Genomic DNA, 24,975 nt, shown 5'->3' on the forward strand with positions numbered 1-24,975 from the left:
GAAAAAGGTCCTGGGCGGCAACCCGCCCACGACCTTTTTACGCAATTTACACAAGGTGTTGCAAGTCCGCTTTATTCGCGTCCAAGGTACTCTCCACTTCGGGTGTCCACCTTGATGACGTCGCCCTCATTGACAAAGAGCGGGACGTTGACCTTAAGGCCCGTCTCCATGGTGGCGGGCTTGGTGGCGTTGGACACGCGGTCACCCTGGATGCCGGGGTCGGTCTGGGAAACCTTCAGGCTGACGTTGGCGGGCAAATCCACGCCAATGAGTTCGCCGTTGTACAGGAGGACCTTGACGGTGTCACCTTCCTTGATAAATCCGCCCTTCTCGCCCACATTGGCGGCGGGCACATGCATCTGCTCGTAGGTTTCGAGGTCCATGAACACGAAGTGCTCGCCGTCCTTGAAGATGTACTGCATCTCGGTGACGGCCATGTCCGGCTTGTCCACTTTTTCGCCGGAGCGGAAGGTCTTGTCCAGCACCTGGCCAGTCATCATCTGGCGCAACTTGGTGCGCACCATGGCCCCGCCCTTGCCGGGCTTGAAATGCTGAAATTCGACGATTTCGAAGGGCTTGCCGTCGATTTCGATTTTCAGGCCGGTCCTGAAATCCTTGGTTTGAATCATATATTGTCTCCAAATGGTTTCCGGGGTGGCCCCGGGTATTTTTCCGTCTGCTATGCCCGAAGCCGCTGGTACAGCGCTTGGACACCGAGGGCATAACCCAGAATCCCGAATCCGGCAATAACGCCGACGCACCGTTCGCCCATAAGGGATTTCTGGCGCAGGGGCTGGTCCGTGCGCGCCCAGATGTTGCTGATGTGCACCTCCACGCAGGGAATACCGATCCAGGCCAGGCAATCGGCCAGGGCCAGCGAGGTGTGGGTGTACGCTCCAGCGTTGAAGACCACGCCGTCCACCCCTTCTTCCCGGGCCTGTTCCAGCCGATCTATGAGCGCGCCTTCGGAATTGGACTGAAAATGCGCCAGTTCCACGTCGGTCGCCTTGTCGCCCATGACCTGGGCCAACAGTTCTGGCATGTCGTCCATGGTCCGTGAGCCGTAGATTTCGGGCTGACGGGTGCCTATGTGGCCGAGGTTGGGGCCGTTCAGGAGCAAAATCTTGAATGCTGCCATGCGTCTTTCCTTGTGCGGCGGGATGGTGTATTGCCCGCTCTCCTTGACGCGCCCCCAGGAAAAAAGGACATTAGGGGCGTTCGATAACCAATTGCCGAGACGGTACCTCTTTATGAACCGAACCATTGAGTTAGTCAAAACAATATACGAAATCAAGCAGCTTGAGGACATCGACGCCCCGCAGATCGCCCTGGCGGGACGATCCAACGTGGGCAAGTCCTCTCTGGTCAACCGGCTGGCCGGGCGCAAGGCGCTGGCCAAAATCAGCTCCAAGCCGGGCAAGACGCGCAGCCTCAACTACTATCGGGTGGACCCGGACGGCTACTACCTTGTGGATCTGCCCGGCTACGGCTACGCCAAATGCTCCAAGCAGGAGCGCCTCAAATGGGCCAAGCTCATTGAGGCGTACATGACCGGCAACCGGCGCCTCAAGGCCGTGGCCGTACTCTTGGACGCCCGACTCTCGCCGCAAAAACTCGACATGGAATTGACCGGCTACGTGCGTAGCCTGTCCCTTCCGGTCATCCCCATCCTGACCAAGGCCGACAAGCCCAAGCAGCGGGAACTGGCGCAGCTTCAGCAGCAGTGGCAGGACATCCTGCAGCAGGACCGCCTTCCCCTGCTCTTTTCGAGCAAGACCGGCAAAGGCGAGGAAAAGTTGTGGGACCGGCTCGGCGAGTACGCCGGACTGTAATTACGTCCGCCGGGGGATGAGCCCCGCAACGGCGGTTTGGATCATGGACTTGAAGCCCGGCATGGTCACCCAGGCCAGGCGCAGGCAGGCCACAGCGCCCATGATTCCATTGCCGAGCCAGGCCGCGACGATCGGTGGCAGGACGCCCTTTTCCCCGGCCGTTTCCCCGACCACGTGCGTCCCGTATTGAATGAAAATGAGTATGAGCGACAGGCCGATGTTGGCGTAGACGTTCTCGGAGAAGGTCACCAACATCAGGGCCAGCAAGGCCATGACCACCATGGAAAAGGCGTAGGCCAGCTTGCCGTGCCAGATGGTCAGCAGCATCTCCACGTTGGACCCCGATTCCTGAAGGCGTTGTATGGCCTTGGACAATGCGGGCAGAGGCAACTGCGCGGTATCGCCCTTAAGCTCCACGGCCGCATACGCCTTGAGATTCTGGCGCACGGACAGGAACTGCGACGCCCGGTCCACGGTGACGAACGTTCTGGTGTCCAATTCGTGGACGTCCAAAAGCCCCCATCCATGATCATCGACGAGCGCCTTCTTGGCGGTCAGGATGCGGATCAATTGCTGATTGTCCGTGGTAAATTCGTAAACCGTGATGCCGGTCGCCCGACTTTTGCTCGGCTGAGCCTCTCTGGCCTCGACGATAAACGGTCCGTCCCGAAACCACAGGTTGTGGATGGTCAACTCGTCCAACTGCTTCTTGCGCACATCCTCTTTCCAGATGCGGTTGGCCTCCTGCTCACCGAACGCTCCGAGGAACTGGGAAAAAACAAGTTGTCCGCAGCCCCAGATCAGGGCGTAGACGACGAAAAAGCGAATGAACCAGCCAAACGAAACACCACCGGCGCGCAGGGCCAACATCTCCCGTGAACGGGTCAGCACGCCCAGTTGGACGACCATGGCCAGAAGAAAGACCGCGGGCATGAGCTGCGACACGATGAGCGGTATCTTGACGGCGAAATAAAAGAGGATGGTTTGCGCGCCCAGCCCCGCCCGGATGAAGTCGTCCAGTCGGTCGAAAATGTCCGACAGGAGATAGAGGGAGGTGCCCACGACCAGGCAGATGGCCATGAGATAGAGATTCTGCCGAATGAGATATCGGTTCAGGACGCCGAGGATCATGCTTCGGCCTCCCCGCCCCTCCGGCGCAGCCGCAGGTGCGTCAACCAGTGAACGATCGAGGGTGTGCGCTCAAGGTTGGCGTAACGCATGCCCGCCAGGGCCACGAAGACGAACAGCACGTCCGGAGCCCACAAGCCATATTCGGGGGCGATGATACCCGATTCGCCCATGCTCACGCCGATGGAAAACATGGTGTAATAAACCATGAACAGCCCCATGGCCAAAAGCAGGCCGAACTGCTGTTTGAGCCCCCGGAAGACCGAGGCGATGGGGATGGCGAACATGCCCAGGATGAAACAACCCAACGGCAGGGTCAGCCGTTTGTAGAATTCGGTGTCCACCTTGCGGAAAAAGCGGCCGTCTTCGTGAGGCATGAGACTGTGGTCCTTGCGGATGTCCCACAATCGAAAAAACGCCATGTCCTTGGCCTTCTGCTCGGCGAAATTGAAGCCCGTCAGCAGTCTGCCCAGATCGAGCTTGATGGAATACTTGCCGAACTTGAGGATATTCAACTCGTTGCCGTTCTGGCGAAAAATGCGGCCGTTGTGGAAGACCACGTGGATCTTGGCTTCCTTGGGATTGGAGACCACCTCGGCCTCGGGAGCGACCACGACCACCGAAGTCCCCTTGATGGAATCATCGCGGACAAAGGCGAACTTCAACTCGCCCGTCTCGTTGTCCACCTGGTGGGCATAGAAGGTGATGCCCGGGAATTCCTTATTGAACACACCTGGTTGCAAAGCGAATTTCGAGTTGGTCTTGGCGAAGTAGTAAAGTTTCGTCTTGAACATGTCCATGCCCCACGCCAGCCCCCAAAAGGAAATGAAGAAGGCGAACAGCGTGCACAAGCTGCAAAAAAGCACCGGGGCGGGGAGCATGCGATACAGGCTGACCCCACTCGCCTTGAGGGCCACCAGCTCATTGTCCGTGCTCATGCGCAGGAAGGTCAGGAAGACGCTGAGCATGGTGGCGATGGGCGTGATCAGCAGCAGGAAGAACGGCGTCAGGTAGAAAAAGAGCTGAAAAATGTTCAGGACGCCGATGTCCTGGGAGAGGAACAACGAACGCAACTGAAGCATCCGGCCCACCAGGATGAGCCCCAGGAGACAGGATACGGTCAAGCCGAAGAGCTTGAGCAGTTCCAGAAAGATCTGACGCTGAAGAAGCTTCACCGCAGGAAATCAGCCCTTGTTTTCCTTGAAGAAACGAATAACCAGAGCCATGTCCTTGGGACTAAGGTTGAAGCGCCCGCCCGCCTCTTCGATGAGCGCGGAAAGCGGCCGTTCGTCGCCATTGTCCCGCATCTCGCAGATCCAGGCCACGGCTTTGCGGGTCAATTCGCCTTGAGGCATTATGGTCGTCATGAAGCGCTCCTGTGGTTGAACATCCATTCCGCGAAAGGAAGTACACCAGCTTCCAAGGGGTTGCAAGACGGTGCCGGTTGGTCTAGACCCTAGCGGAATGCGCGTCCGAACTCCACCTAAATTCTGAGGATCACATGGCACCTTGGTACGTTGCAATCATTCTCGGCATTGTTGAAGGGCTGACCGAATTCCTGCCCGTCTCAAGCACCGGTCACCTGATCATCGCCGGGCACCTTCTGAACTTCACCGGCCCCAAGGCCGAAACCTTCGAGATCGTCATTCAGCTCGGGGCCATCCTGGCCGTCGTGGTCCTGTACTGGGACCGCTTTGTGGGCCTGATCTTTCCGGTAGGAAATCGCAAATTCTCGGGCATGCACGGCCTGTGGCTCCTGTTCTTGACTTCCCTGCCCGCCTCGGTGGTCGGCCTGCTGACCCATCATTACATCAAGGCATACCTCTTTTCGCCCTTTACCGTGGCCCTGGCTCTGGCTGCGGGCGCGGTGCTCATTTTCGTGGTCGAAGCCATGGATCTCAAAAAAACCACCCAGACGGTGGATGAAATCACCCCGAAGATCGCGCTCGGCATCGGCTTGTTCCAGTGCCTGGCCCTGTGGCCGGGCTTTTCCCGCTCGGCGTCCACCATCATGGGCGGCATGCTTCTGGGGGCCAAGCGCACCGTGGCCGCCGAATATTCCTTCATTGCGGCCGTGCCCATCATGTTTGCCGCCACGGGCTACGATTTTCTGAAGAACTACGCGCTGTTTGAAAACAGCGACCTAATCTTCCTGCTCATCGGCTTTGTGGTCTCCTTCATCGCAGCCTGGCTGGCCATAAAAGGATTCATCGTCCTCCTCGGCCGCCTGACCCTGCGCCCCTTCGCCGTATACCGCCTGGCCCTGGCCGCCTTGATTCTCCTGTTTTTGTAATGTGTTCCATTTTTTCGGTTCAACCCGGAATTTCCACTTGCCAAGCACAAAAAGACGGTCTATAGACTGTGACCGCTTCGGCGAAACAAACGTGGCGAGGTAGCTCAGTTGGTTAGAGCATGCGGCTCATATCCGCAGCGTCGGAGGTTCAAGTCCTCTCCTCGCTACCACGAATGAAATCGGAAGTCCGTGAAATCACACCAGATTTCGCGGACTTCCTCTTTTGGATTTCAGGAGTTTTAGAACGTCCCTCGCGAACTGTACCCAATCGGTGTACCAATCAACGCCGATTCGGGACCAAGAGGAGACTAGAACATGGGCCGAAGCCCCCTCCCTTCCAACCTCATGCGACGGTGGGCAGTTTACTACTTCCGACAGGCTGTCCCTGCCGACCAGAGGCCTGTTTTCAACCGTCACGCCCCCTGTTACTCCCTCCGCGCGTGACCGACTGCCCCCCCCCTCGAAGACCTCCTGACCCTTCACAAAGACCTGACAAGCCATAGCGTCGCCCTGGAGTTCCACAAGGAGAATCTGACGTTCACCGGAGAGGACAAACCCTTTCAGGTGCTACAGCTTCAAATCATCGGAGCTGTTGCTCAGTTTGAGCGTGAGATCATCAAGGAGAGACAACGCGCGGGCATCGCCAAGGCTCAGGCTATGGGGAAACACTGCGGCAGAAAGGCCAAGCTCACTGAAGAACAGGTTCAGGAAATCAAGAACCGAATCGAAAAAGGCGAGGAAAAGAAGGGACTGTCCAAAGAGTTTGGTCTCAGCCGCCAGACGCTGTATCGGGTGATTAAGCTGTGACAACATTTATCCAACACTAATCGTAGGCCTTGATGGACAGAGCGTCTATCAAGGCCTTTTCTTATGCCAAATGGACCCACAATACATCTCATGGCTTTGTCGAGTTGAGGCATACTCTATTGAGACAAATTCAGCGAAGGGAAAAGATAGGGCAAGGAAGCAACTCAAACGTGCCTTGAAAGCCCCCCTGTAAGAATAAACTCAGAGCGTAGACGCATCCTAGGAGCAAAAAGGTACCCACCTACCAGAACAGACCTAAAACGCCTTAAATTTATTTGAGAGATTTAATATATAGCACTTTTTGAGTAACTGACTGAATTTATTGAAACGAGAAAAAATCCGAGGTCCACCATGCCCCCCCTCGCTTGAATCTTTGAGTACCCGGTGTGTTCTATGCGCTCGGGGACTTGGGCACAGATTTTTCAAGGCATTGAAGAGTACCACCAAACTTGGTTTACACATTATGCAGATAGCGATATGAAATGCTAAAATCCTGATTTCCGACGAATTGGAGAAACCGCAAGTCCATTGCGATTGGTCATAATATACGTGGCATTCTGGCAATACAAATTTTTCAGATATCATATAGCAAATTGAGGGACGTAATGGAATTTAGAAACCCTACAAATGGTTACGTAGAGGAAGTTAATCCAGCGGAAACATTTATATTAACCCTTTTTTTCGGGCCAATTTATTTTGCAATCAATGGAATTTGGACTCACTTCGTAGGTGGGATAATAATAGCCACTATAACATTTGGAATATCTTGGCTAGTGTACCCTTTTTTTGCGTTCTCAATTGTAAAAGAAAGCTACTTAAAAAAGGGGTGGATAGAATTTGATGAAAAAAATGAATCTTATATTAAGAAACCAGGCAAGATTGAATTACCAGAAAAAAATATTAAATGCCCTCACTGTGGAGCTTTAATGAACGAATCTTTCACTTGGTGTAGGAATTGTAACAAGCCATTGCCCAAGCATCTCGTTACACCGGAAGAAAGAGAATGTCCCTTCTGTGCTGAATTGATTAAAGCTAAGGCAATTAAATGCAAGCACTGTGGGTCAGAAGTTAATCCACTACAAGAGAAGGAAAGAACTGTTGCCAAGAAAGTAATACAAGAGACGCAGGTATCTAAATCAGAACCCATAAAAGTTAAGCCTATCAAGAACGAAAAACCGGAAAGCCGTCCCCTCAAAAAGGAATTTTCTTTCCCAAAGAAAGAACTTGTATTTGTCCTCATAATCTTGGGTGGCGGCTTAAGCTTCGCTGCGTATACGCAATTTACTCACGACCAAAATGAGAGCAGCACTCCAAAAGCACAGGTGATAGATACAACTAAGGAACTGATAGATAGAACAAGAGCACTGGTATCAGAAGAAAAATACGAAGAGGCAATTCAATACATTGATAAGCAAGACTGGAACAGCGAGCTTGCGAAATTGAAAACTTCAAGTCGAATTATGCTTGCACGTAAAAACATACACAGACTTGAACCACTTGTGCATAATGACAGAAAAGCAAATGACATAAAACTGTTGTATGCAAATTACTTAGAGCTTGCTTCACTTGATTACAAGAACACAGATATACAAGCATTTAATAGAGCTGAAAGGATGCGCAATACGATAGTAGAAAAAGAATTGTTAGCAGATGTAAAAAAAGTACCAAGCTCTGACATTGAAAAAAATGTTAAATTCTACAAAGAACTTGCGGGGCTAAATCCTAGAAGTACGCTTTATAAAGAAAAACTAGCTTATTATGAAAAAAAATTAGAAGCAGCCAAGCCAGAAAGCTGTTATTCCCTTGGGTACAGGGGAGGTATATGTGCCGGAAAATCAATGGTCGGCGTAGCTTGTGACCCTCAAAATGACATTGTTCTCCCAGTTAGATGTAGAAATAAAGATGAAACTGCACGAGGTATGAAAGCGGGGATTAAATACGCATATGACTCTTTAGGAGTACCGTACCAATAATTTAAACCGGCAAGTTGCGATCCAGATCATTATGAAAAAATCACTACTCGTCACATTCGTAATAGTCACACTCCTGTTCATTGCCTCGACTCAGGTAACTATTTTTGTCATTCCGCCGATAGGAGCTATCCCAGAGGGTAAAACAATTGTCATTCCACGAACAGGAAAATTGAACCTCATAGAAGATGCAGACGCTATTTGTGATCGAGAGATGGGTGGGGTAAGCCTTCTCTGTCGTGGAGCGGTTTTAGCCCTAATAACCAAGTCCAAAATTCTCTTACGCTTGCCATACAGTGAGTCTCTCTACCTATGGTCAACAAATGGAAAGGAATTTCGCAGATAAAAACCTCTTGTTAACTGTGACACCATGTGTAAATTTTTTTAGGTTAGCGTGATTTGTCGCAGCCAAGTCCTAAACATTTTTTCAACGCTCAACCGACTAGTATCATAGAATTTTAATAGGCAGCAAAAGAGTCAGAGCATAAGAAAAGAGGAAGCGTAGAACCCTCCTGTGTTCAAATCCTCTCCTCTCCGCCCGATTAAATCAAAGCCCCTCAAAGAGGCTTTCTCTTTTCTGAGTGTTCAGTCGCCCGCCCGCACCTTGATTTGTCGATGTGCATATCCATCAGGCGGAGGCGCGGCTGCGACTAACGCTACACACAAAACCGACTTTGAATCCCAATCAATTGGGCGCGTCAAATTTTTCTAACTCGGATTTTCCGCTCGTTCCGCATAAAAAAAGCCCGCACAGTTTCCCGTGCGGACTTTTTTATCGCTGCTGGGCTAGACCGTGAATTTGGTCACCCAGAAGTCGTGCAGGTTACAAAAGCTGGTGGCGTAATACTCGCCCTTGGGCGGGAGGTCGTAGGTGGATACAGGCTTGTCCCCGGGCGTGAAAACCTGCGCGCCAAAGAATTTGCCGTCCGCACCGACCACCGTGTGACGCACGATGAAATGGTCCGCGCTCATGGAATGCTTGGTCCGCACGGTCAATTTGCCGTCCGCCATGCTCACCTGGGGCAGATGGATGGCGGCTTTTTTCGCCCATTGGCCCGGGTCTTCGGCCGTATAGACGATGTTCGAGGGAAACGGGCCGGTATCGGCCGAAGCCTTGCGAACGCCCAAGGAAAGTCCGGCCGCCAGGGCCAGGGCCGATTTGAGGAAAATACGTCTGCTGCTCATGATGCCTCCATATGAAGAATGATTATTGTCCTCACCTTACCACCTTCGGGACGACTTGCAACCATTCAAGACACTGATCGGCCGAATCTTTCCTTTTTCCTCGCATTTCCAACCGAGCGGCCGCTTGAAAGCGCCAAACAGGCCGGGGGTTCCATCCCCAGCCCCCCGCCTGGAAAGCCTGTCCCCTACCCCCCCCAAGGCAGGTAAACGTGTTCATAGGCCATGTCGGCCGCCACGACAAAGAGCATGCCGCCCATGACGTAGTTCAGATACCGAAAATAACGCGTGTCGCCCAAGCGCCTGGTGACAGCCGCCCCGATGGCCGCATAGGAAAGGGGCGCGCCCACGCCCAATGCCCCCAACGCCAGGGACCAGATGGCCACATCCGCACCGGCTATCCCGGCGGCCGGAAACTGAATGGTGGTCACAGGCAAAACCACCATGAACGCCTTGGGGTTGAGCAACTGCATGAACAACCCGTCCTTGAAGTCCAGCGCGGCCACGGGCTTGTCGGTTTTGGGCGCGTCCACGTCGGCGGTGACGACCTTCCAGCCGAGATAGAGAATAAAACAGGTCCCCAGCCCGGCAATAACCGGAAGCATGGGACCACCGACAACGGCGACCCCGGCATACCCCACCAGGGCAAACCAGAAGGCCAGCGCCGCGCCCACGCCCAGGCAGAATGGAATATGTGACAATGGTCCGCGCTGCATGCCGCAATTCAAGCTGAGAATGTTTACCGGGCCGGGGGTGTACATGACCCCTATACAGAACAGGATAATGCCGAGCATGGGTACCTACCTGGTGAGTTGAATCTGATATTGCCGGGGCGTGAGGCCGTACGCGCGCTTGAAATGCCGGTGCATGTGGCTCACGTCGAAAAAGCCGAACCGGTAGGCCACGTCCGAAGGCGGCGTGCCCGCCGCCAATTCCTCTCGGACCCGATTGATTCGATAGTTGATGATGTATTGGTGCGGAGTGAGCCCGAACTGGCTACGAAACAGGCGGATGAAATGGTATTTCGACAGATGCGCCGCCCGACTTAAATCGTCGATGGAGATGGCCGCTTCAATGTTGTCGTGAACGTACTCCCTGGCGCGCAACAACAGCGTGTCCTTGGCAGCGGTCCAGGAATTGGGGCGGTAAACTCCCATCCGGCTCGTCAGCCGTCCGGCCAGCGCATACAGACAGGCCTCGATCGCCGGAACATCGGCGGCCGGAGACGCCGCCAGCCGGGCCATGCGCAAAATCAGCGCTCGCAGGACCGGGTCGGCGAAATGGGTCTCCTCCACGCGATATTCCTCCTGGTCGGGATCGGCGGCACTCCCGGCCAGCCCGTTGAACACGGCCGGATCGAGATAGAGCATGGTGTATTCCAGGGCATTCCCGCCGCCGGGGTTGCCGTTATGTGCCTCGTCGGGGTTAAACAGAATGATGTCGCCCGGCGAACTGCGAAACCGCCGCCCCTTGCATGAAAACTCCTGCACGCCGCCGAGGGTCACGCCAACGGCCACTTCCTCGTGGGCATGCCGTCCATAGGAGAAGTCCGACATGACCGCGTTGAGCACGGTCACGCCCAGGTCACGCCCGTTGCTGACGAATTCGAATGTATTTTCTCTGGCTGTGGACATCTGCCTATCCCTTCCGCACCTGGATACCGCGACCCCGCACAAATGGCTTGGATAAAATTGCGCAATCCCCCAGAAGGAACAACAAGAGGACATGCTCCTTCGGAGGTAGCCACTGAATCCGCCCAGTCAAGGCGGCCTCCGGCAACGCTGCGGGATGCCGCGCCCCGCCCTGCATCCCGCCCTTCCTTTGGCGGCATGCTCATCCGTCTTCCAGATCTTCCCGCCTCCACCCCGCAGGTCTAGACTTTCGGCTGCGGATACTCTCGATGCAACTCCCAGGACTCCCAGGAGATATGTTTTCGTGCTTCTCAGGGGGCTTGCGGTGCATTTAAATTATCTAGATAATTTCTAGATTTTATCTAAAAAAACACAATGTACTGATTATACAATACTAATCGCGAAGAAGCCGCAACTGACCGCCAAAAGAGAAAAATGCCGGTTTTGGTTGCCAAACAGGGCCGAGGCCTTATATAGGAGTTGTCCCGAACAGTTCTTTGACATGGGGGCGCACTGGTTTCGACGGGGATAGTTGAAGCTGAAGCCGCAGGTCGAGGTTGGTCGATGGCCTCGTAAAAATCGACCACAAAGATAATTGCCAACGACAATTACGATTACGCAATGGCTGCTTAATTGCAGAGTTGCACCTGACAACATAGCTTGTCACGATTCTCCCGCCGACGCCTTATAAGCGGATAGAATCGTCAAATCATAAGGCTAGCACGTGGAGGTCCGTTCCTTGCCGAAGCTGCGAAACACGCAAAGGTTCTAGTTCGATGGCCGTCCGGCCCGGAGCAATCCATCGAACGAAATCTTAATCCGGACCTAAACCTGTAGACGCTTTCGCGGATCGTTCTCGGACGGGAGTTCGACTCTCCCCGCCTCCACCATTTCTGCCACAAAAGAGGCCCCGCCGATATCGGCGGGGCCTCTTTTTATTGCAACGATATGTTCCGTTACCACTTGGAGCGGCCCGGAGGGAGAAAAAAGAACTCCACTCGGCGATTGACGTGGCGGTTTTCTTCAGAGGTGCTCGGCAAGAGCGGTTTGGAGCCACCGTAGCCAACAGCCTTCATGCGGGTGGCAGGTATGGCTGAATGTTCAAGGATATAACGCAGGCAGCGGGCCGCGCGAGCCGCGGACAGGGACCAGTTGGAGCCGTACTGGGCGGACTCGGGCACCTCGCCGTCGGTGTGGCCCCGGATGACCATGTTGAAATTGGTCTTCTGCATGGACTCGATGACTATCTGCAAAGCCTGTTTGGCCTCGGCGGTCAGTTCCACGGATCCCTTGTCGAAGAGCACCTGATTGCTCAGGCGGAGCATGACGCCCGATTTATCGGAGCTGACCTTGGCCATGTGCGTCAGGTCCTTGGCGCGGATGGCTTTCTTCAGGATCACGCCGAGTTCGACGATCTGTCGATTGTCGCGGACGCTTTGCCGTTCCTTGAACGTCGTGTCCGCATACGGCACGGACATGGCGGTCTTGTCCTCGTACTGCACGCCAAGTGCTTCCTGAATGGAGCCCATGAGCTTGCGGAAGTTGGTCACATCCTGATTGGTGAAGGACAAAAGCAGGACGAAAAAGCACAACAGCAGCGTGACCATGTCCGAAAAGGTGGCCATCCACGCAGGAATCCCCTCGTCGGGCTTGGGCGGGTCGGGCCGGGGCCCCCCGCCCTGCTGTTCAACTGATTCCTGTTCGGCCATATTCCTACCACGCGTCCCGCTGGGGCATGTGCATGTAAAATTCGACCCGCTGGTTCTTCAACCGGCCCGCTTCGGTGTCGTTGGGCACTTCGGGCCGGGTATCGGCATAGCCCACGGCCTTGGCCCGATTGATCTCGATGCCGCCCTTGTTGACGATGTAGTCCAGGGCCACGGCCGCACGGGCGGCGGACAACTCCCAATTGGAGGGATATTTTGCCGTATGGATGGGCCGGTCGTCCGTATGCCCCCGAACCACGAGATTCAATTTGTAATCCTTGAGAATCTTGATGACGCTGTCCAGGATCGGAGCGGCTTCCGGTCTGAGTTCGGCGGTGCCCGGCTTGAACAGCGTGGCCGTACTGGCGCTGAAGACCACGCCGTCACGGTCCGCGCTCACGCCCGCCCCTTCCTTGAGCCGCACGTCCATATTTTCGACCATGGACTTGATGCGCATGACCACGGACAGCAACAGCCGCTGGTCGTGGGAGATGGACGTAGCCATTTCCCGGGTCGCCTCGGAGCTGGAATTGAACTGGGCCATCTCGTCGGAGACCGCACGGACTTCCTTCACCCCGAAGGCACCCTTAAGCGAACCGAGCGCGTCGCGGAACTTCTCCTCGCTCTGCTGGGCAAAAGAAAGCAACAGCACGAAGAAGCACAGCAGCAGCGTGACCATGTCGGAAAAGGTCGCCATCCACGCGGGCAGTCCCTCGTCTCCCGGTGGGTCCTCCGGCGGCTTTCGCCGTATGACTTCTTCGGCTTTGGCCATGAATTCTCCGTGCGTCGGGAATTAGGACGCTTCGCGCAAGGCAGGGGACAGAAAAGCTTGCAGCTTTTCCTTGACCACCGATGGGTGGTCACCGCGTTGCAGAGAGGAAACCCCTTCGATCATGATCTGCATGAACAGGACATCCTCGGCAGACCGTTCCTCAAGCTTGGTGGCCATGGGCAGAAACATGACGTTGGCCATGATGGCTCCGTAGAAGGTGGTCAGCAGGGCCACGGCCATGGCCGGTCCGATGGACGACGGGTCGGACAGGTTGGAGAGCATGTTGACCAGACCGATGAGGGTACCGATCATGCCGAAGGCCGGGGCCATGGTGCCCATGCCTTTGAACACGGCCTGCCCCTGGCGATGGCGCTGCTTCATGAACTCCAGTTCGATCTCCATGACCGAGCGGACCAGCCCCTCGCTGGAGCCGTCCACCACCAACATCACGCCTTTTTTGAGAAACGCATCGTCGATATTGACCTTTTCCAGGGCGACCAAGCTTTCCCTGCGAGCCGTATCGGCCAGAGAAGTGATCAACTTGATGATTTCCCGAGGGTCCGTCGACTTGAACATGAGTGTCTTCATGCCGACTTTGAAGGCATTGATGACCACGCCTAGGGGAAACATGACGAAGGTGACCGCGAAGGTACCTCCGATAACGACTACCACCGAGGGTATGTCGATGAATCCGGCCGCGTTGCCGCCCATGAAAATAGTGGTGACGACAAGGGCAAAGGCACCGACAAGGCCGATAAGAGTTGCTATATCCATATGCTATTTCTTGTTTTTTCCAGACGATGCGCCAATTTTAACTTCACCATTGTCGTGGTAGAAGAAAACATCTTCCAAAAAATCATTCACCTTATAATACGCCGAACCGATACAAATTTCCACGCCGGGTTTGACCATGCCCGGTACCAGTACCCGGCATTCGTCCAGCCGCTCCGTAGCGTAAATGCCGTCCCATAGCTTGACCTTCATGGTCTTGAGCAATTCCAGTTCGCGACGGGCCGATTCCAGCCGGGGCTCGTACTCGGCCCGAAACTCCTCGCCCTTGTTCAATGCCTTCTCGAAGCAGGCGATGTCCTCGTGCAACCCCTTGATGCGCATATTGTACCGTTGGTCCGTGAACAACAGCAAGGGCTTGTAGCCCAAAACCAGCGAAGTGTCCGTGTCCATGCCGCCGCCGAGCTGTCCGCCAACGTAGATGTAGTCGTAGGCGCAAATACTGCCGCCGGTGAGCCGCCCGCCCACGGCCAGCCGCTTGCCCGCATAGACGTTGCTGTGCATCAGTGCGCCCTTGATCATGATATCGCCGCCGGACAACAGGGTCGCATACTCGCAGAAAGCCAGCTTCATGTCCTTGCCGGTCTTGAGCAACGCCTTCTTGCCGCCCTTGACGCCGCCCCGACAGTCCAGGCTGCCCCGGGCCGTGATAGACGCCCCTTCCACCTGGTCGTTGATGCGCACATTGGCGGCTTCGACGGTGAAGCCGCTGCGCACGGACCCCTCGACCACCACGTTGCCCACGAAATCCACGTTGCCGGTGTGATAGTCGATATCTGAATGGACCGTGAGCGGATTGCGCACCAGAATCCGCCCTTCCTTGTAACAGACGTAACCGTCCACCGCAGCGAAAAGCTTGTCCGGGAACTTCCGCTTGATGCCCGTGCCCTTCCCTGCGGGGAAGGATTTCTCCTCAGACACGAACCGCTCGTCCAGGTCTTCTCCGGCCTCTTCCACGGGGATCCATTCGGCGATGAGTTCACCTGCGGCCACGTTCTTGACGAACTGGCGCTCATGGTGATCCACGCTCCCGTCCGCCTGCTCTTCCGGTTTGAGCTTGGCCGGGTCCCAGTCGGGGTCAAAGTAGTGCTTCAGGAAAAACGGCATTGCCACTCTGAGTAATTTAATAGGGAAGCCGAAGGTCGGCTAATGCGCCGGAACGCCGTGAAGACTCAAATAAACCGGCCTGTTACAGGCCTATTGAAAAACAATGAGATCGTATTGGATATTCTACTTATCGTCAATGATTATCACCTTTTTCGGACATTCCGGGATATACGCGATCGCATATTTCATAGCTCTAAAGATAATGACCGGTATGCCGATATCGTACGTAAGAGAGATATTGGGTTGGGATGATTCGTGCAACACCAGGGAGGGAGACCATGAATTTCCCCATGATGAACATCGACAGGAAGGAAGAGCTGCGCTCGGAGAGCGTTGGTTCGGCCGCGATCGCGCAGAAGCCGCCTGCCCGGGAATGGCGCAACGACGAGGTCATGGCGCAGGATGAAACACAGTCGGACAAGCAGTCCGACAGCTTCTCCCGAGAGGAACTGGAAAACCTGATCAGCGAGGCCGAGGAACACCTTGAAGCCAAGAACGTCAAGTTGAAGTTCAACATTCTGGAGAACAACGACACGGTTCAGGTGGAAATCGTCGATTCCAATGGGAAGACCATTCGCAAGATCCCGGACGATGAATTGATCAAGCTGACAAAGTCCTTGAAGGATCTCGGGCAGGGATTCCTGGACCGCATGTCCTAGGCCGAAGCAGACCACCGAGAGCGTCCCGGGCATGTGCCGGGGGCGCCTTTGGCGTTGGCACGCCTTGTTCCCGCAGGCTTGCCAAGCTTCGGAAGCTTGGGCATAGTTAATGGGTACGACACCCAGCAACGGAGGCGCCCATGTCGGACATCAGCATATCAGCGGACACGGTGCAGGCCATGAGCATGGACAACCAGCTCTTCGGGCCCGAGTCCATCAGGGATAACACTGACGAGGTCATCTCCGGCGTCAGCGCAGGCGGTTTGGATCACCGCGAACAGACCGTGGCCGGGCTGGAGGTCGCCTCCCGGACCGAGGACTACCTCGGCACGGGAACGGATTTCTCTTCCACCGGCACGGACATCGACATCCAGCAAACCGTGCACCAGGCTGCGGCCGACACCGGTATCGGAACCATCGCCGACAAAATAGCCTGACCCCCCTCTTCCGCAAACGAGAAGGCCCCGACCAATACGGTCGGGGCCTTTTTCATTGCTGATGCGAAGCGGTGGCTACCACTGTTTCTTGCGCTGCGTTTCCAAAGCCGCTTCCTGCTCCTCGAAAGTGGCGAACCCGGCGTGATGCATGGCGTCTTCCACGGTATGGTGCCAATCCCAACTGGCGTAGATGACCGGCTTGTGGAAGACGGAACGGAACTGCTCCATCTCCTGGCGGTAGAACTCCTCCTTGGGGGTCTCCATGTGGTCGCGGAGCTGTTCGCTGAAGCGGTCGAGCTCGCCTTCGTACCATTCCATGAAGTCCTCGGGGGACTTGTATTTCTTGAGGATGTGACCGTAGCTGTTGGCCTCCAGGAGTTCCTGGAGTTTGACCATGTGCTGCATCTTGAGCCACGCGCCGAGATCGCTGGTCTTGATGTTCTCGGACTCGATCTCGGCCATATCCAGCTTGGTCTGATAATAGGTATCGGGCACCACAGAGGCGGAGACGATGCCCGCGATGGCCACCAAGCCTCGCAGGATCACCGAGTTGGACACGCCCTGGCCGCAGAAGCCGACCTTCTTGCCGGCCTTCTGGCCCGCGAAGATGGCGGACAGAATGGCCCAGACAACCGCCGGGTCCTCTTCGTCATAGATATGTTGCAGGCTGGCGTTATCACGGTCCGTGGCCAGGACCATCTGGGTCATGTCGTTGGACCCGATGGAGAAGCCGTCAACTTCCTTGAGGAACTCCTTGCACAGGATGGCGTTGCTCGGAATCTCGGCCATAAGGATGACCTTAAGCCCATCCTTGCCGGATTCCAGGTTGTGGACCTGCTTGAGGTAGCGCTTCATAGAGCGGGCCTCTTCCAGGGTACGCACGAACGGGAACATGATCGACAGATTCTGTCCGCCGTAAATGCCCCGGGCCAGTTTGAAGGCTTCAAGCTCCCAATCGTGGATGTTCCGCGAGACGCCCCGGTAGCCGATCATGGGGTTGTCCTCGTGGGCCTCGAACAGGGAACCGCCGAGCAGATTGCGGTACTCGTTGGACTTGAAGTCCGTGGTTCGGTAAACGATGTTCGAGCCGTAGAAGGCCATGGCGAACAAGGCCAATCCCTGAGACAGGGTCTGGATGTAGTTTTCCTTGCCGGTGGTGTATCCGCGCGATTCAAGCAGCCGGCGGATGCGGTCGGGCAAGGTCGCCACTTCGTCCATCTCGGACTTCAGACCCATCTTGAGGGCCACTTCCTCGCGCAACCGGGTGATCTTGTCGATGTGGGCCTCGAACTCCGGGTCCTCCTTGAGGCGGGCCACGTATTCGGAGACGATTTTTTCATGCTGCTGACGAATCTTCCACGCCTCGGTGCGGACCGTGGGAACGGGCTCGAGCATATCGTGGAAGCCCAGAACCACGGCCACGTGAGCCTCGGGATCAATGGAGGTCTTGAGCACGTCCAGCCGTTCGGTGGCGTGGGCGATGTGCTCGTCGAGCTTGTGGTCCATCTCGCGCAGGCGGCGATGCATGGCCAGCACCTCGTCCGTGGAGCGGGCGCCCTCCTGCTCGGCCAAGGATTCCATCTGACGGGTCAGGCCGGTGATCAGGCCGACGTATTCACGCAACTTCAACGGCATGGTGATCAGGCCGGAATCCAACTGCTCCTTCATGACCTTGGTCAGATGGTGGTCCATCTCCTGGAGCTTTTCCTCCACCAGATCATTGAGGGTGTCCTTGTCGTAGGCCTCAAGCGCCATGGGATGAACGCCGATGTTGCCGAGCATGAACTCGGCGCGCAGCAGGCCGACCTCGAAGTCGGGCACGTTGCGCAGGCGGGACAGGAACAGGGCCTGGCCCACGTCGGCCAAGATCAGGCCGACCTTGGTCTTGGTGGCGGGCAGCTTATCCACGTTGATTTCGCCGCCGACCTCCACCAAGGGCAGCTCGCCCCGGTAGACCTTGCCCCGAGAGCCGTCCACGGTAACCTGCTGGCCGTCCATGGAACGCAGGGCCTCGATGCGCTGGATGCCGATGATGGCCGGGATGCCCAGCTCGCGCGAGGTGATGGCCGCATGGCTGGTGTCGCCGCCCACATCGGCCAGGATGGCCGAGGCGATGCGCATGCCCGGGACCATGTCCGGGTCGGTGCGCTCGGCGGCCAGGATATCGCCCTTGCTGATTTTGTTCAGTTCCAGGGCGGACCGCAGGTACTTGACCGTGCCCTGGCCCGCGCCCCGGGATGCGCCGTTGCCTTCCAGGATAACCTCGGCCGTGTCCACGGCCTTCTTGTCCACTTCGAGGCGGCGCATGAAAATGGTATGTGGATGGAGTTCGAAATCCTCGTTCCAGCGGGTCTCGGGACGGGCCTGAACGAACCACAGGCGGTCGGTCTTGTCGATGCAGAACTCGGTATCCATGATCATGCCGCCGTAGGCCTGGGAGATATTGCGCACCCCCTGGGCCACGGTCTCGGCCTGAGCGATGGACAAAGCCCAACGGAAGACCTCGTTGTCGGCGACCTTGACCACGTGGGTGCCGCTACCATCCTCCTTGTAGACGATCTTCTTTTCCTTGCAGCCCATGTAGCGGATAACCACCTCGCGGCCGCCCTCGCGCTGGAAAACGTAGAACTTGTCCGGAGTGACCATGCCGCCGACAACCGCTTCGCCCAGCCCGTAGCTGGCGTCGATGGACACGAGATCGTTGCGGGAAGTGCCCCGGCAGCCAGTGGCCGTGTCCGCGCTGAAGGCCGTGCCGGAGATGACCGGATTGATCATCCGCATGATGCACACGGACAGAGAAGTATGCTCAATGGCCCATTCTTTCTTGGCGGTTTCGGCGATGGAGTCGTCGCCGGTCTTCTCGGCCTTGGTGATGGCGTCGAGAATGGCCTCGCGGCGGTAGGTCATGGAACGCAAATTATAGGCCGAAGCGCAGTCCCAATGGTAGGCTTCAAGGCATTCGTCCGCGCCGACGATGTTAAGATAGGTGTCCTGGAGCCCGGCAAAAGCCTTCTTGCGGCTGTCCTCGCCAGCGGCCGAGGAACGCACGGCCACCGGTACGTCGTCCAGACCGGCTTCCTTGCAGATGGACTGGTAGGCGCCCTTGACTTCCTTGCCGATCTCCTCGGGCATGTCCACGGACAGGATGGCCGACTGGACCAGGACCGAACGCATGCGCAATTGGTCGATGCCCTCCGGGGAGGTGGCGAAACCTTCGACCACGTTGTTGATGAAGGTGCGCAGCCGGATGGGGGTGCCGGACTGCTTCCGGGACTCCTCGCCGATCTTCTTGCCCACCCGACGGACGAAATTCTGGAGGTAATCGGAGTCCTCGTTGACCGCGTCGGAGTTCCAGTCGATCTTGTTGTACTCTTTGTCCACCGTGGCCCGAACCACGGCGGCATTGACCTTGGTCTCGTCCAAGAGGATGTGGAAGGCGTGCGAGGAAATGGCCCGGAATTCCGGAGCCCGGATACCCGGCACCTGGCTGATGATGGCCGTATTGTAGTTCTTGCCGCCGACTAGCAGTTCGGCGTCTTCGCCGATCTTTTTGATCTCGGCGCCGTTGAGGACGAGCTTCTGCTTGAGCCCCTCTACCTTGGTATCGGTTTTCTTGGCTTTGGTCGCCGGTGCGTTATCCGTTGCTTCATTCTTGGCTTTGGCCATTTCATCCTCCTGGTATGACCGTGTGGACCGGACCTTGTCTATTACCTTAGTCCATGTCTCAAAACCACGGCGCTTTCCATTTTGAATCGTCAGAAAAGAACAAACAAAACCCAAGGTTCGAATCTCCGCTTACAGGGTTCCTGAATGCTTCGTCAACGAAACAATTGGTCCAACCTTTAATCCAATAGCGCCAACAAAAATACTCCAAATCTATTCTGAATGGTCTTCACCGGCATTCTTCAAATGGGAAAAAACAAAGGCCGACGCGCTATTATAGCGCATCGGCCGAATTGTTCATGGGGCCTTCCCGAAGCGAGGCCACGGGGCACAAAATCAAACCAATTTTGCGGCCCGCATTATTTTTTTACAATTTCTGGCCGCAGTTGGGGCAGAAGTTGCAATCCTCCGACGGGACGACAAACTTGCAGGTGGGACAGATGCCCGCCTCGGGGCCGAGCTCCACGAGCAGCTCCCCTTCCACCACCGGGATCATCTTCCGGTCCTCGGTGTAGTTGGCGGATTTGATGACCCTTCGGACCATGCCGCTCACCGGGGCCAGCACCGCCTTCTCCTGCTTCATGATGGAGATGTTGAACAACTCCTCGCCCGCCTTGACGCGGTCGCCGGGACGAACATGGGTGACCCAAAGGTCGCCGTTGCTGGGCGAGCCCACGTGGTAGACATTGGACGGATCCGCCATCTCCGTGGCGTCCTTGGCACCGGCCTCGGCCTCGGCCACCTTGACCTGGTGGCTCATGATTTCGGAATCCAGCACGTAGCGGACCACGGCCATGCCGTTCTCGTCCGGCTCGGAGATGTCCAGGATGCGCATGACGTGCGGCTTCTTGCAGTTGCCCTGGAACTCCAGGAGCTCACCCTTCTCCAACCCCTCGAACCAGATGTCCACGGGCAGGTTGTTGATGTTGCCGAACTTTTCGCAGAAGTCGATGGTCTTGATGGCATCGCCCGGGTGGTTGAGATACATGATGAACTCTTCCTCGGAGGGCTGGCGGTGCAGCCGGGACAACAGCGCCTTTTTCTCGGCCACAAGGTCCACATCCTTGAGAGTGGTCAATGGCGAGGCCTCGGTGCGCTCCTTGATGGCCGTTTCCCAACCGGAGCCGAAAGCGGACTGGTAGACCCAATCGGCCGGGAAGCCCAGGGGCAGCTTGCCGAACTTGCCGAGCAGCAGATTGCGGAAGGCGTCGTTGGAGTCGCGGTACAGGTCGAGCCGAGCCTCGCGTTCAAGGTCAGTCAGCTCGTCATCGCTGCACAGAGTGACGATGTCCAGGACATTGAGCAACCGGCGCACTTCGCGTTCGCCGCCGCGCTTGAAGGCCCCGGTTACGGCCAGGAAGGCGGTGTTCCAGGTGATCTGGGAGCCCGGGGTGACGTCGTGATAGCGGACGACCTTGCGGGTCCCCTCCAGGAATTTGAGCATGTACGGCAAGAGCTTGATGTACCCCTGCTTGAGCGCTCCCTCCTGGGAGGAGGACGTCGCGCCGCCCGGCATGCCATGGCGAACCACGTCGTGGTCGATGCCCTGGAAGTACGGAGCGGTGTAGCGGTCGTAGTACGGCATGATCTGCTTGAGCCGGAAGTTGGTCGCCCGGATCATGTCCTTGTCGAGATGGGTTTTCAATCCGAGTTCGTCCTCTATGTAGGCCGCCGTGGACAGGACTTCACCCTGGCCGTACCAGCGGACGGACGAACCGATGGCCACGTCCACGATATGCGCCCCGGCTTCGGCGGCGGCGCCCATGGTCGGGACGAACAGACCGTCGGTGTAGTGCCGGTGGCTGTGGATGACCAGCTCGGGATATTTTGCGGTAATGGCGGCGATCAGTTCGCGCATGAACCGGGGCGGACACACTCCGCCCATGTCCTTGAGGCCGAGGATGATGGTCTTCTCGGTCTGCTTGCGGCTGAGGCCCGCCGCTTCGGAACACATACGGATGATCTCGTCGGTCACGGTCATATACCGTTCGACCGTGAATCCCTTGGCCCAGGACAGGGAGATGGCGGGTTCGAAGATGTTTCGCTTCGAACTCATAGCCACTTCGGCAAAGGGTCGCATGTTGTCGACGTGATTGAGGAAGTCGAAACAGCGGATGATTTCGTAATGCTCGTTGATCATCTCGCCGGTCAGCCGCATGACGTTCTTGGGCTGCGGCTTGTAGCCGAGAATGTTGGTGGACCGGATGAGAATCTGCTTGAGGGTGTTGGGCGCGAACTTGTTCCACTCGGCCGCCTCGGTGAACGGATAGGTCATGTTCGCCAGCATGGCCACGTGGAAGTGCGCTCCGCCGCCATTCTCCAGGGAGAAAAAGCCGCACTTGTCGAGGGAGGGGCCGATGATGCGATCCTCGGCCAGGCGGAAACGGTTGCCGCTGTTGGACTGGGTGATGTCGCGGGTCGTGGTGTCCGTCATGTGGATGATCCCGGCCTCACGGTCCGTGCGCAGGGTATCAAGGATAGCGTCCCGATCCATCTTGCGCGAGAAGCGCGGCTCGAACCAGGAGGACACCTCGGGCGGCTTGGCCAGATTGAACCGGCCTACCCGCTTGTCTTCGCGGCCCCGGTATTCGCCAAGCTGCACATACCGATTGTAGCCCAAAGCCGAGATCTCGGCCACCAGCCGCGTCAGGCGCAGGGAATCCGGCTCGCGGTCCGAGTAGTCCATGAGCTCGGCGTAATTCTGCCGGACGAAATTGGTGTCGTAGTCCGCCTCGATGAATTTCTTGTGGCCGATGATCTTGAGATGGAAGGGAATGGTCGTCTTGACCCCGCCGATCATGTATTCGCGCAGAGCGCGGTTCATCAGGGCCACAACCTTGTTCCAGGAATTGCCGTAGGCGATGAGCAGCGAGGCCGCCGAATCGTAGTTGGACGGGAAACGATAGCCGTCGCCCACGCAGGAGTCGATGCGGATGCCCTGCCCGCCGGGCGAGACGTACCGGGTGATGCGCCCGGAGTTGGGTTCGAAATGCTTTTGCGGGTCTTCGCAGTTGATGCGGCACTGCATGGCCCACTGAAACGGCTTCGTGTTTGCGTCGCTGAGGCGCAGCTCGGCCCCGAAAGCGATGGCGATCTGCTCTTCCACCAGGTCGATGCCGTAGCGGCACTCGGTGATGCCGTGCTCGACCTGAAGCCGGGTGTTGACCTCGATAAGATAGGGCACGCCGTCGCCGTCCACCAGGAATTCAACAGTGGCCAGGGAATAGTAGCCGACGGCCGAAACCAGCCGCCGGGCATAGTCCTTGAGGCGCTCGCGCAGTTCGGGGGTGAATTTGGGCCACGGGGACGGAGTGATCTCGATGAGCTTCTGATGGTTGCGCTGGACCGTACAGTCGCGCTCGTCCAGGCAGAAGACGTTGCCGTACTTGTCGGCGATGACCTGGATCTCGATGTGGCGCACGGAGGTCAGCAGCTTCTCCACGTACAGGCGCGGGTTGCCGAAGGAAGCCTGAGCCAGGGCCGAAGCCTTGGAGAAGGCGTTCTCCAGGTCCTCTTCCTGATAGACCTCATAGATGCCTCGGCCGCCGCCGCCGCCCTCGGCCTTGAGCATCACCGGGAAACCGATCTCCCGGGCGATTTCGCGCGCCTCGGGAATGGACACGGCCCCTTCGGAACCGGGCACCACCGGCACACCCTGCTCGATGGCCAATTTGCGCACGGCCACCTTGTTGCCGAGAATGCGCATGGGCTCCTGCTCGGGGCCGATGAAAATGATTCCTTCCTTGGCACAGCGGGCCGGGAAGGTGTCGTCCTCCGAACAGAATCCCCAACCGGGATGGATGGCGACCACGTTGTTGGCCTTGGCCTCGCGGATGATTCTGTCCTGGTCCAGATACGCACGGGGGTCCGCGCCGAGCATCAACAGCTCATTGGCGCCGGAGGAGGCCGGAGAGGTTTTATCAACGTCGGTGGCGGTCATTATCGCCTTGGCGCTGAACATTTCGGTGATGGAACGGCAGATGCGCCTTGCCGGGATGCCCCGGTTGGCCACCAGTATCCGCTTCCCCTTGACCTCTTCAAGTACCTGCTCAAAGGACTTCGGCTGCATGAATCTCACTGGTCTCCTACGACAAAAATGACTGAAAATACCCTTGTACCCGTCCCGCCCCATGCGGAACCTAAAGAGGAAATATCGAGCCCGAATACAACACCGATTCCTCCCCTTCCCGACGCAAAACGAGTCCACCATTCAAGGAAAGGCCTGCCAAAACAGCCTGATAGGAGTTTTCTTCTCCTTCCTTGACCAAGATAGTTCGTCCGAACCAGGCGAGTTTGCTCTCGAACATAGAGATGAATCGAGGGGGTGGAATCTCGTCGAGCATTACTGTATACACGGTTTTCCCGTGGTTTACAAGATGGCCAAGGAGGGTCACGGGGCCGCCCGAAAAGAACGGTAACCGGATTTTCGCGGCGGGGACCGAATGATCTTTACGCATCTGCGCCGCCCCCGGACAATCGGCCAGATTCAGCCCCACGCCGAGAATGGACGTACCGTTGCGTTCTTCAATCAACATCCCGCCAACCTTCCGTCCTTCCTGAAGAATATCATTGGGCCACTTGACCTCGACAGAAGCCCCCAGACCGGCCAGAACCTCGCTGACGAAATGCCCCGCCACCAGGGGCAGGAGGTCGCGCATGGCCACGGCCCACGGCCCGCAATCCGGCGCGGGAGGAAGCACGATGGAGGCGTGCATGTTTCCGGCCAGCGACGCCCACGGACGGCGCAACTGGCCCCGGCCCTGCGTCTGCCGGGCGCAAATCACCGCGCCCCACGGTCCGAGGACCCCATCGAGGACCAACCGGGCGGCCAGTTCCATGGTCGAGGAGCAAGTCTCGGCAACAACCGCGGTCCCAGCCGTGAATCCGTCGCCCCGCAGCCAACCCTCGGGGGCCATATTCTGGTCCGCGGGGAGCCATGGACTGTAGGCCCGCAGGTCGTCCAGCCAGAGCGAGTGGTCTGGCGCCCCCTCCCCATCCG

At 57.0% G+C, this 24,975-nt stretch carries 22 protein-coding genes, 1 tRNA gene and 1 other RNA gene; 9 read left to right on the forward strand and 15 right to left on the reverse strand.

Annotated elements, in window-relative coordinates:
- Window positions 1-71 precede the first annotated feature (71 nt).
- Window positions 72-629 carry an elongation factor P gene (gene efp / locus J0909_RS13350; protein ID WP_207263566.1) on the reverse strand — a complete coding sequence of 186 codons (558 nt, stop codon included), beginning with the start codon at window positions 627-629 and terminating at the stop codon, window positions 72-74.
- A gap of 50 nt (window positions 630-679) precedes the next feature.
- The gene (locus J0909_RS13355) at window positions 680-1,138 is read right to left on the reverse strand and encodes a type II 3-dehydroquinate dehydratase (protein ID WP_207263568.1); all 459 of its coding nucleotides are present in this window, start codon (window positions 1,136-1,138) and stop codon (window positions 680-682) included.
- A gap of 112 nt (window positions 1,139-1,250) precedes the next feature.
- On the opposite strand from J0909_RS13355, the gene yihA reads away from it, so the two are divergent.
- Window positions 1,251-1,832: a ribosome biogenesis GTP-binding protein YihA/YsxC gene (yihA, locus tag J0909_RS13360; protein WP_207263570.1), complete on the forward strand. Its 582-nt coding sequence runs from the start codon at window positions 1,251-1,253 to the stop codon at window positions 1,830-1,832.
- Here yihA and J0909_RS13365 read toward each other — a convergent pair whose 3' ends face one another.
- The 3 genes from J0909_RS13365 to J0909_RS13375 are packed head-to-tail and all read right to left on the reverse strand — an operon-like array spanning window position 1,833 to window position 4,327.
- Window positions 1,833-2,963: an LptF/LptG family permease gene (locus J0909_RS13365; protein ID WP_207263572.1), complete on the reverse strand. Its 1,131-nt coding sequence runs from the start codon at window positions 2,961-2,963 to the stop codon at window positions 1,833-1,835.
- A complete protein-coding gene (gene lptF, locus J0909_RS13370) occupies window positions 2,960-4,135 on the reverse strand; it encodes an LPS export ABC transporter permease LptF (RefSeq protein ID WP_207263574.1) in 1,176 nt (391 codons plus the stop codon). Before lptF ends, J0909_RS13365 begins: the two co-directional genes overlap by 4 nt.
- Window positions 4,136-4,144: 9 nt before the next feature.
- A complete protein-coding gene (locus J0909_RS13375; protein WP_207263576.1) occupies window positions 4,145-4,327 on the reverse strand; it encodes a hypothetical protein in 183 nt (60 codons plus the stop codon).
- A 134-nt stretch (window positions 4,328-4,461) separates the two neighbouring features.
- On the opposite strand from J0909_RS13375, the gene J0909_RS13380 reads away from it, so the two are divergent.
- The 5 genes from J0909_RS13380 (at window position 4,462) to J0909_RS13395 (ending at window position 8,033) form a co-directional block, all read left to right on the forward strand.
- Window positions 4,462-5,253 carry an undecaprenyl-diphosphate phosphatase gene (locus J0909_RS13380; RefSeq protein WP_207263578.1) on the forward strand — a complete coding sequence of 264 codons (792 nt, stop codon included), beginning with the start codon at window positions 4,462-4,464 and terminating at the stop codon, window positions 5,251-5,253.
- A gap of 93 nt (window positions 5,254-5,346) precedes the next feature.
- A tRNA-Met gene (locus J0909_RS13385) sits at window positions 5,347-5,423 on the forward strand.
- Between the two features lie 175 nt (window positions 5,424-5,598).
- Window positions 5,599-5,697 (forward strand): DUF6538 domain-containing protein, encoded by a 99-nt coding sequence (locus tag J0909_RS18575; RefSeq protein WP_353616777.1) that lies wholly within the window; start codon window positions 5,599-5,601, stop codon window positions 5,695-5,697.
- A gap of 27 nt (window positions 5,698-5,724) precedes the next feature.
- The gene (locus J0909_RS13390; RefSeq protein ID WP_207263628.1) at window positions 5,725-6,060 is read left to right on the forward strand and encodes a recombinase family protein; all 336 of its coding nucleotides are present in this window, start codon (window positions 5,725-5,727) and stop codon (window positions 6,058-6,060) included.
- Between the two features lie 605 nt (window positions 6,061-6,665).
- Window positions 6,666-8,033 (forward strand): zinc ribbon domain-containing protein, encoded by a 1,368-nt coding sequence (locus tag J0909_RS13395; RefSeq protein WP_207263580.1) that lies wholly within the window; start codon window positions 6,666-6,668, stop codon window positions 8,031-8,033.
- A gap of 783 nt (window positions 8,034-8,816) precedes the next feature.
- Here the strand turns inward: J0909_RS13395 and J0909_RS13400 are convergent.
- From J0909_RS13400 to J0909_RS13410, 3 genes are all read right to left on the reverse strand, one after another.
- On the reverse strand, window positions 8,817-9,215 hold the full coding sequence (locus J0909_RS13400; RefSeq protein ID WP_207263582.1) for a desulfoferrodoxin family protein: 399 nt from the start codon (window positions 9,213-9,215) through the stop codon (window positions 8,817-8,819).
- A gap of 185 nt (window positions 9,216-9,400) precedes the next feature.
- On the reverse strand, window positions 9,401-10,006 hold the full coding sequence (locus tag J0909_RS13405) for a LysE family translocator (RefSeq protein ID WP_207263584.1): 606 nt from the start codon (window positions 10,004-10,006) through the stop codon (window positions 9,401-9,403).
- A 6-nt stretch (window positions 10,007-10,012) separates the two neighbouring features.
- Window positions 10,013-10,846, reverse strand: coding sequence for an AraC family transcriptional regulator (locus J0909_RS13410; protein ID WP_207263586.1), 834 nt, complete (start codon window positions 10,844-10,846; stop codon window positions 10,013-10,015).
- 501 nt (window positions 10,847-11,347) lie between these two features.
- Between J0909_RS13410 and ssrA the strand changes: the two genes are divergently transcribed.
- Window positions 11,348-11,733: a transfer-messenger RNA gene (ssrA, locus tag J0909_RS13415) on the forward strand.
- A gap of 66 nt (window positions 11,734-11,799) precedes the next feature.
- Here ssrA and J0909_RS13420 read toward each other — a convergent pair.
- From J0909_RS13420 to J0909_RS13435, 4 genes are read right to left on the reverse strand one after another with little or no spacing between them, the layout of a single operon-like run.
- The gene (locus tag J0909_RS13420) at window positions 11,800-12,552 is read right to left on the reverse strand and encodes a flagellar motor protein MotB (RefSeq protein ID WP_207263588.1); all 753 of its coding nucleotides are present in this window, start codon (window positions 12,550-12,552) and stop codon (window positions 11,800-11,802) included.
- Window positions 12,553-12,556: 4 nt separating this feature from the next.
- Entirely contained in the window at window positions 12,557-13,321 is a 765-nt protein-coding gene (locus J0909_RS13425) for an OmpA/MotB family protein (RefSeq protein ID WP_207263590.1), read from the reverse strand.
- Window positions 13,322-13,342: 21 nt separating this feature from the next.
- Entirely contained in the window at window positions 13,343-14,095 is a 753-nt protein-coding gene (locus tag J0909_RS13430; protein WP_207263592.1) for a motility protein A, read from the reverse strand.
- A gap of 3 nt (window positions 14,096-14,098) precedes the next feature.
- Complete coding sequence (locus J0909_RS13435; RefSeq protein ID WP_207263594.1) at window positions 14,099-15,217, reverse strand: flagellar assembly protein A; 1,119 nt, start codon at window positions 15,215-15,217, stop codon at window positions 14,099-14,101.
- A gap of 278 nt (window positions 15,218-15,495) precedes the next feature.
- Between J0909_RS13435 and J0909_RS13440 the strand changes: the two genes are divergently transcribed.
- Both J0909_RS13440 and J0909_RS13445 read left to right on the forward strand, forming a co-directional pair.
- Window positions 15,496-15,876: a flagellar protein FlaG gene (locus tag J0909_RS13440; protein WP_207263596.1), complete on the forward strand. Its 381-nt coding sequence runs from the start codon at window positions 15,496-15,498 to the stop codon at window positions 15,874-15,876.
- Between the two features lie 140 nt (window positions 15,877-16,016).
- Window positions 16,017-16,313, forward strand: coding sequence for a hypothetical protein (locus tag J0909_RS13445; protein WP_207263597.1), 297 nt, complete (start codon window positions 16,017-16,019; stop codon window positions 16,311-16,313).
- A gap of 75 nt (window positions 16,314-16,388) precedes the next feature.
- On the opposite strand, the gene J0909_RS13450 is transcribed toward J0909_RS13445, so the two are convergent.
- The 3 genes from J0909_RS13450 to J0909_RS13460 all read right to left on the reverse strand — a co-directional run bounded on the left by J0909_RS13450 (window position 16,389) and on the right by J0909_RS13460 (window position 24,814).
- Entirely contained in the window at window positions 16,389-19,979 is a 3,591-nt protein-coding gene (locus J0909_RS13450; RefSeq protein WP_207263599.1) for a PEP/pyruvate-binding domain-containing protein, read from the reverse strand.
- Between the two features lie 364 nt (window positions 19,980-20,343).
- Window positions 20,344-24,045 carry a pyruvate carboxylase gene (locus tag J0909_RS13455; protein ID WP_207263601.1) on the reverse strand — a complete coding sequence of 1,234 codons (3,702 nt, stop codon included), beginning with the start codon at window positions 24,043-24,045 and terminating at the stop codon, window positions 20,344-20,346.
- Between the two features lie 70 nt (window positions 24,046-24,115).
- Window positions 24,116-24,814 (reverse strand): biotin--[acetyl-CoA-carboxylase] ligase, encoded by a 699-nt coding sequence (locus tag J0909_RS13460; protein ID WP_286182015.1) that lies wholly within the window; start codon window positions 24,812-24,814, stop codon window positions 24,116-24,118.
- Window positions 24,815-24,975 lie beyond the last annotated feature (161 nt).

The sequence above is a fragment of the Desulfovibrio sp. Huiquan2017 genome (assembly GCF_017351175.1).
In the GTDB taxonomy this organism is placed as follows: Bacteria; Desulfobacterota; Desulfovibrionia; order Desulfovibrionales; family Desulfovibrionaceae; genus Pseudodesulfovibrio.

What these genes read in the sequence shown, in the direction of transcription:
- efp (WP_207263566.1), bottom strand. Translation starts at nt 629, where the DNA reads ATGATTCAAACCAAGGATTTCAGGACCGGCCTGAAAATCGAAATCGAC.
- J0909_RS13355 (WP_207263568.1), bottom strand. Translation starts at nt 1,138, where the DNA reads ATGGCAGCATTCAAGATTTTGCTCCTGAACGGCCCCAACCTCGGCCAC.
- yihA (WP_207263570.1), top strand. Translation starts at nt 1,251, where the DNA reads ATGAACCGAACCATTGAGTTAGTCAAAACAATATACGAAATCAAGCAG.
- J0909_RS13365 (WP_207263572.1), bottom strand. Translation starts at nt 2,963, where the DNA reads ATGATCCTCGGCGTCCTGAACCGATATCTCATTCGGCAGAATCTCTAT.
- J0909_RS13375 (WP_207263576.1), bottom strand. Translation starts at nt 4,327, where the DNA reads ATGACGACCATAATGCCTCAAGGCGAATTGACCCGCAAAGCCGTGGCC.
- J0909_RS13380 (WP_207263578.1), top strand. Translation starts at nt 4,462, where the DNA reads ATGGCACCTTGGTACGTTGCAATCATTCTCGGCATTGTTGAAGGGCTG.
- J0909_RS18575 (WP_353616777.1), top strand. Translation starts at nt 5,599, where the DNA reads ATGCGACGGTGGGCAGTTTACTACTTCCGACAGGCTGTCCCTGCCGAC.
- J0909_RS13395 (WP_207263580.1), top strand. Translation starts at nt 6,666, where the DNA reads ATGGAATTTAGAAACCCTACAAATGGTTACGTAGAGGAAGTTAATCCA.
- J0909_RS13400 (WP_207263582.1), bottom strand. Translation starts at nt 9,215, where the DNA reads ATGAGCAGCAGACGTATTTTCCTCAAATCGGCCCTGGCCCTGGCGGCC.
- J0909_RS13405 (WP_207263584.1), bottom strand. Translation starts at nt 10,006, where the DNA reads ATGCTCGGCATTATCCTGTTCTGTATAGGGGTCATGTACACCCCCGGC.
- J0909_RS13410 (WP_207263586.1), bottom strand. Translation starts at nt 10,846, where the DNA reads ATGTCCACAGCCAGAGAAAATACATTCGAATTCGTCAGCAACGGGCGT.
- J0909_RS13420 (WP_207263588.1), bottom strand. Translation starts at nt 12,552, where the DNA reads ATGGCCGAACAGGAATCAGTTGAACAGCAGGGCGGGGGGCCCCGGCCC.
- J0909_RS13425 (WP_207263590.1), bottom strand. Translation starts at nt 13,321, where the DNA reads ATGGCCAAAGCCGAAGAAGTCATACGGCGAAAGCCGCCGGAGGACCCA.
- J0909_RS13430 (WP_207263592.1), bottom strand. Translation starts at nt 14,095, where the DNA reads ATGGATATAGCAACTCTTATCGGCCTTGTCGGTGCCTTTGCCCTTGTC.
- J0909_RS13435 (WP_207263594.1), bottom strand. Translation starts at nt 15,217, where the DNA reads ATGCCGTTTTTCCTGAAGCACTACTTTGACCCCGACTGGGACCCGGCC.
- J0909_RS13440 (WP_207263596.1), top strand. Translation starts at nt 15,496, where the DNA reads ATGAATTTCCCCATGATGAACATCGACAGGAAGGAAGAGCTGCGCTCG.
- J0909_RS13445 (WP_207263597.1), top strand. Translation starts at nt 16,017, where the DNA reads ATGTCGGACATCAGCATATCAGCGGACACGGTGCAGGCCATGAGCATG.
- J0909_RS13450 (WP_207263599.1), bottom strand. Translation starts at nt 19,979, where the DNA reads ATGGCCAAAGCCAAGAATGAAGCAACGGATAACGCACCGGCGACCAAA.
- J0909_RS13455 (WP_207263601.1), bottom strand. Translation starts at nt 24,045, where the DNA reads ATGCAGCCGAAGTCCTTTGAGCAGGTACTTGAAGAGGTCAAGGGGAAG.
- J0909_RS13460 (WP_286182015.1), bottom strand. Translation starts at nt 24,814, where the DNA reads ATGGAACTGGCCGCCCGGTTGGTCCTCGATGGGGTCCTCGGACCGTGG.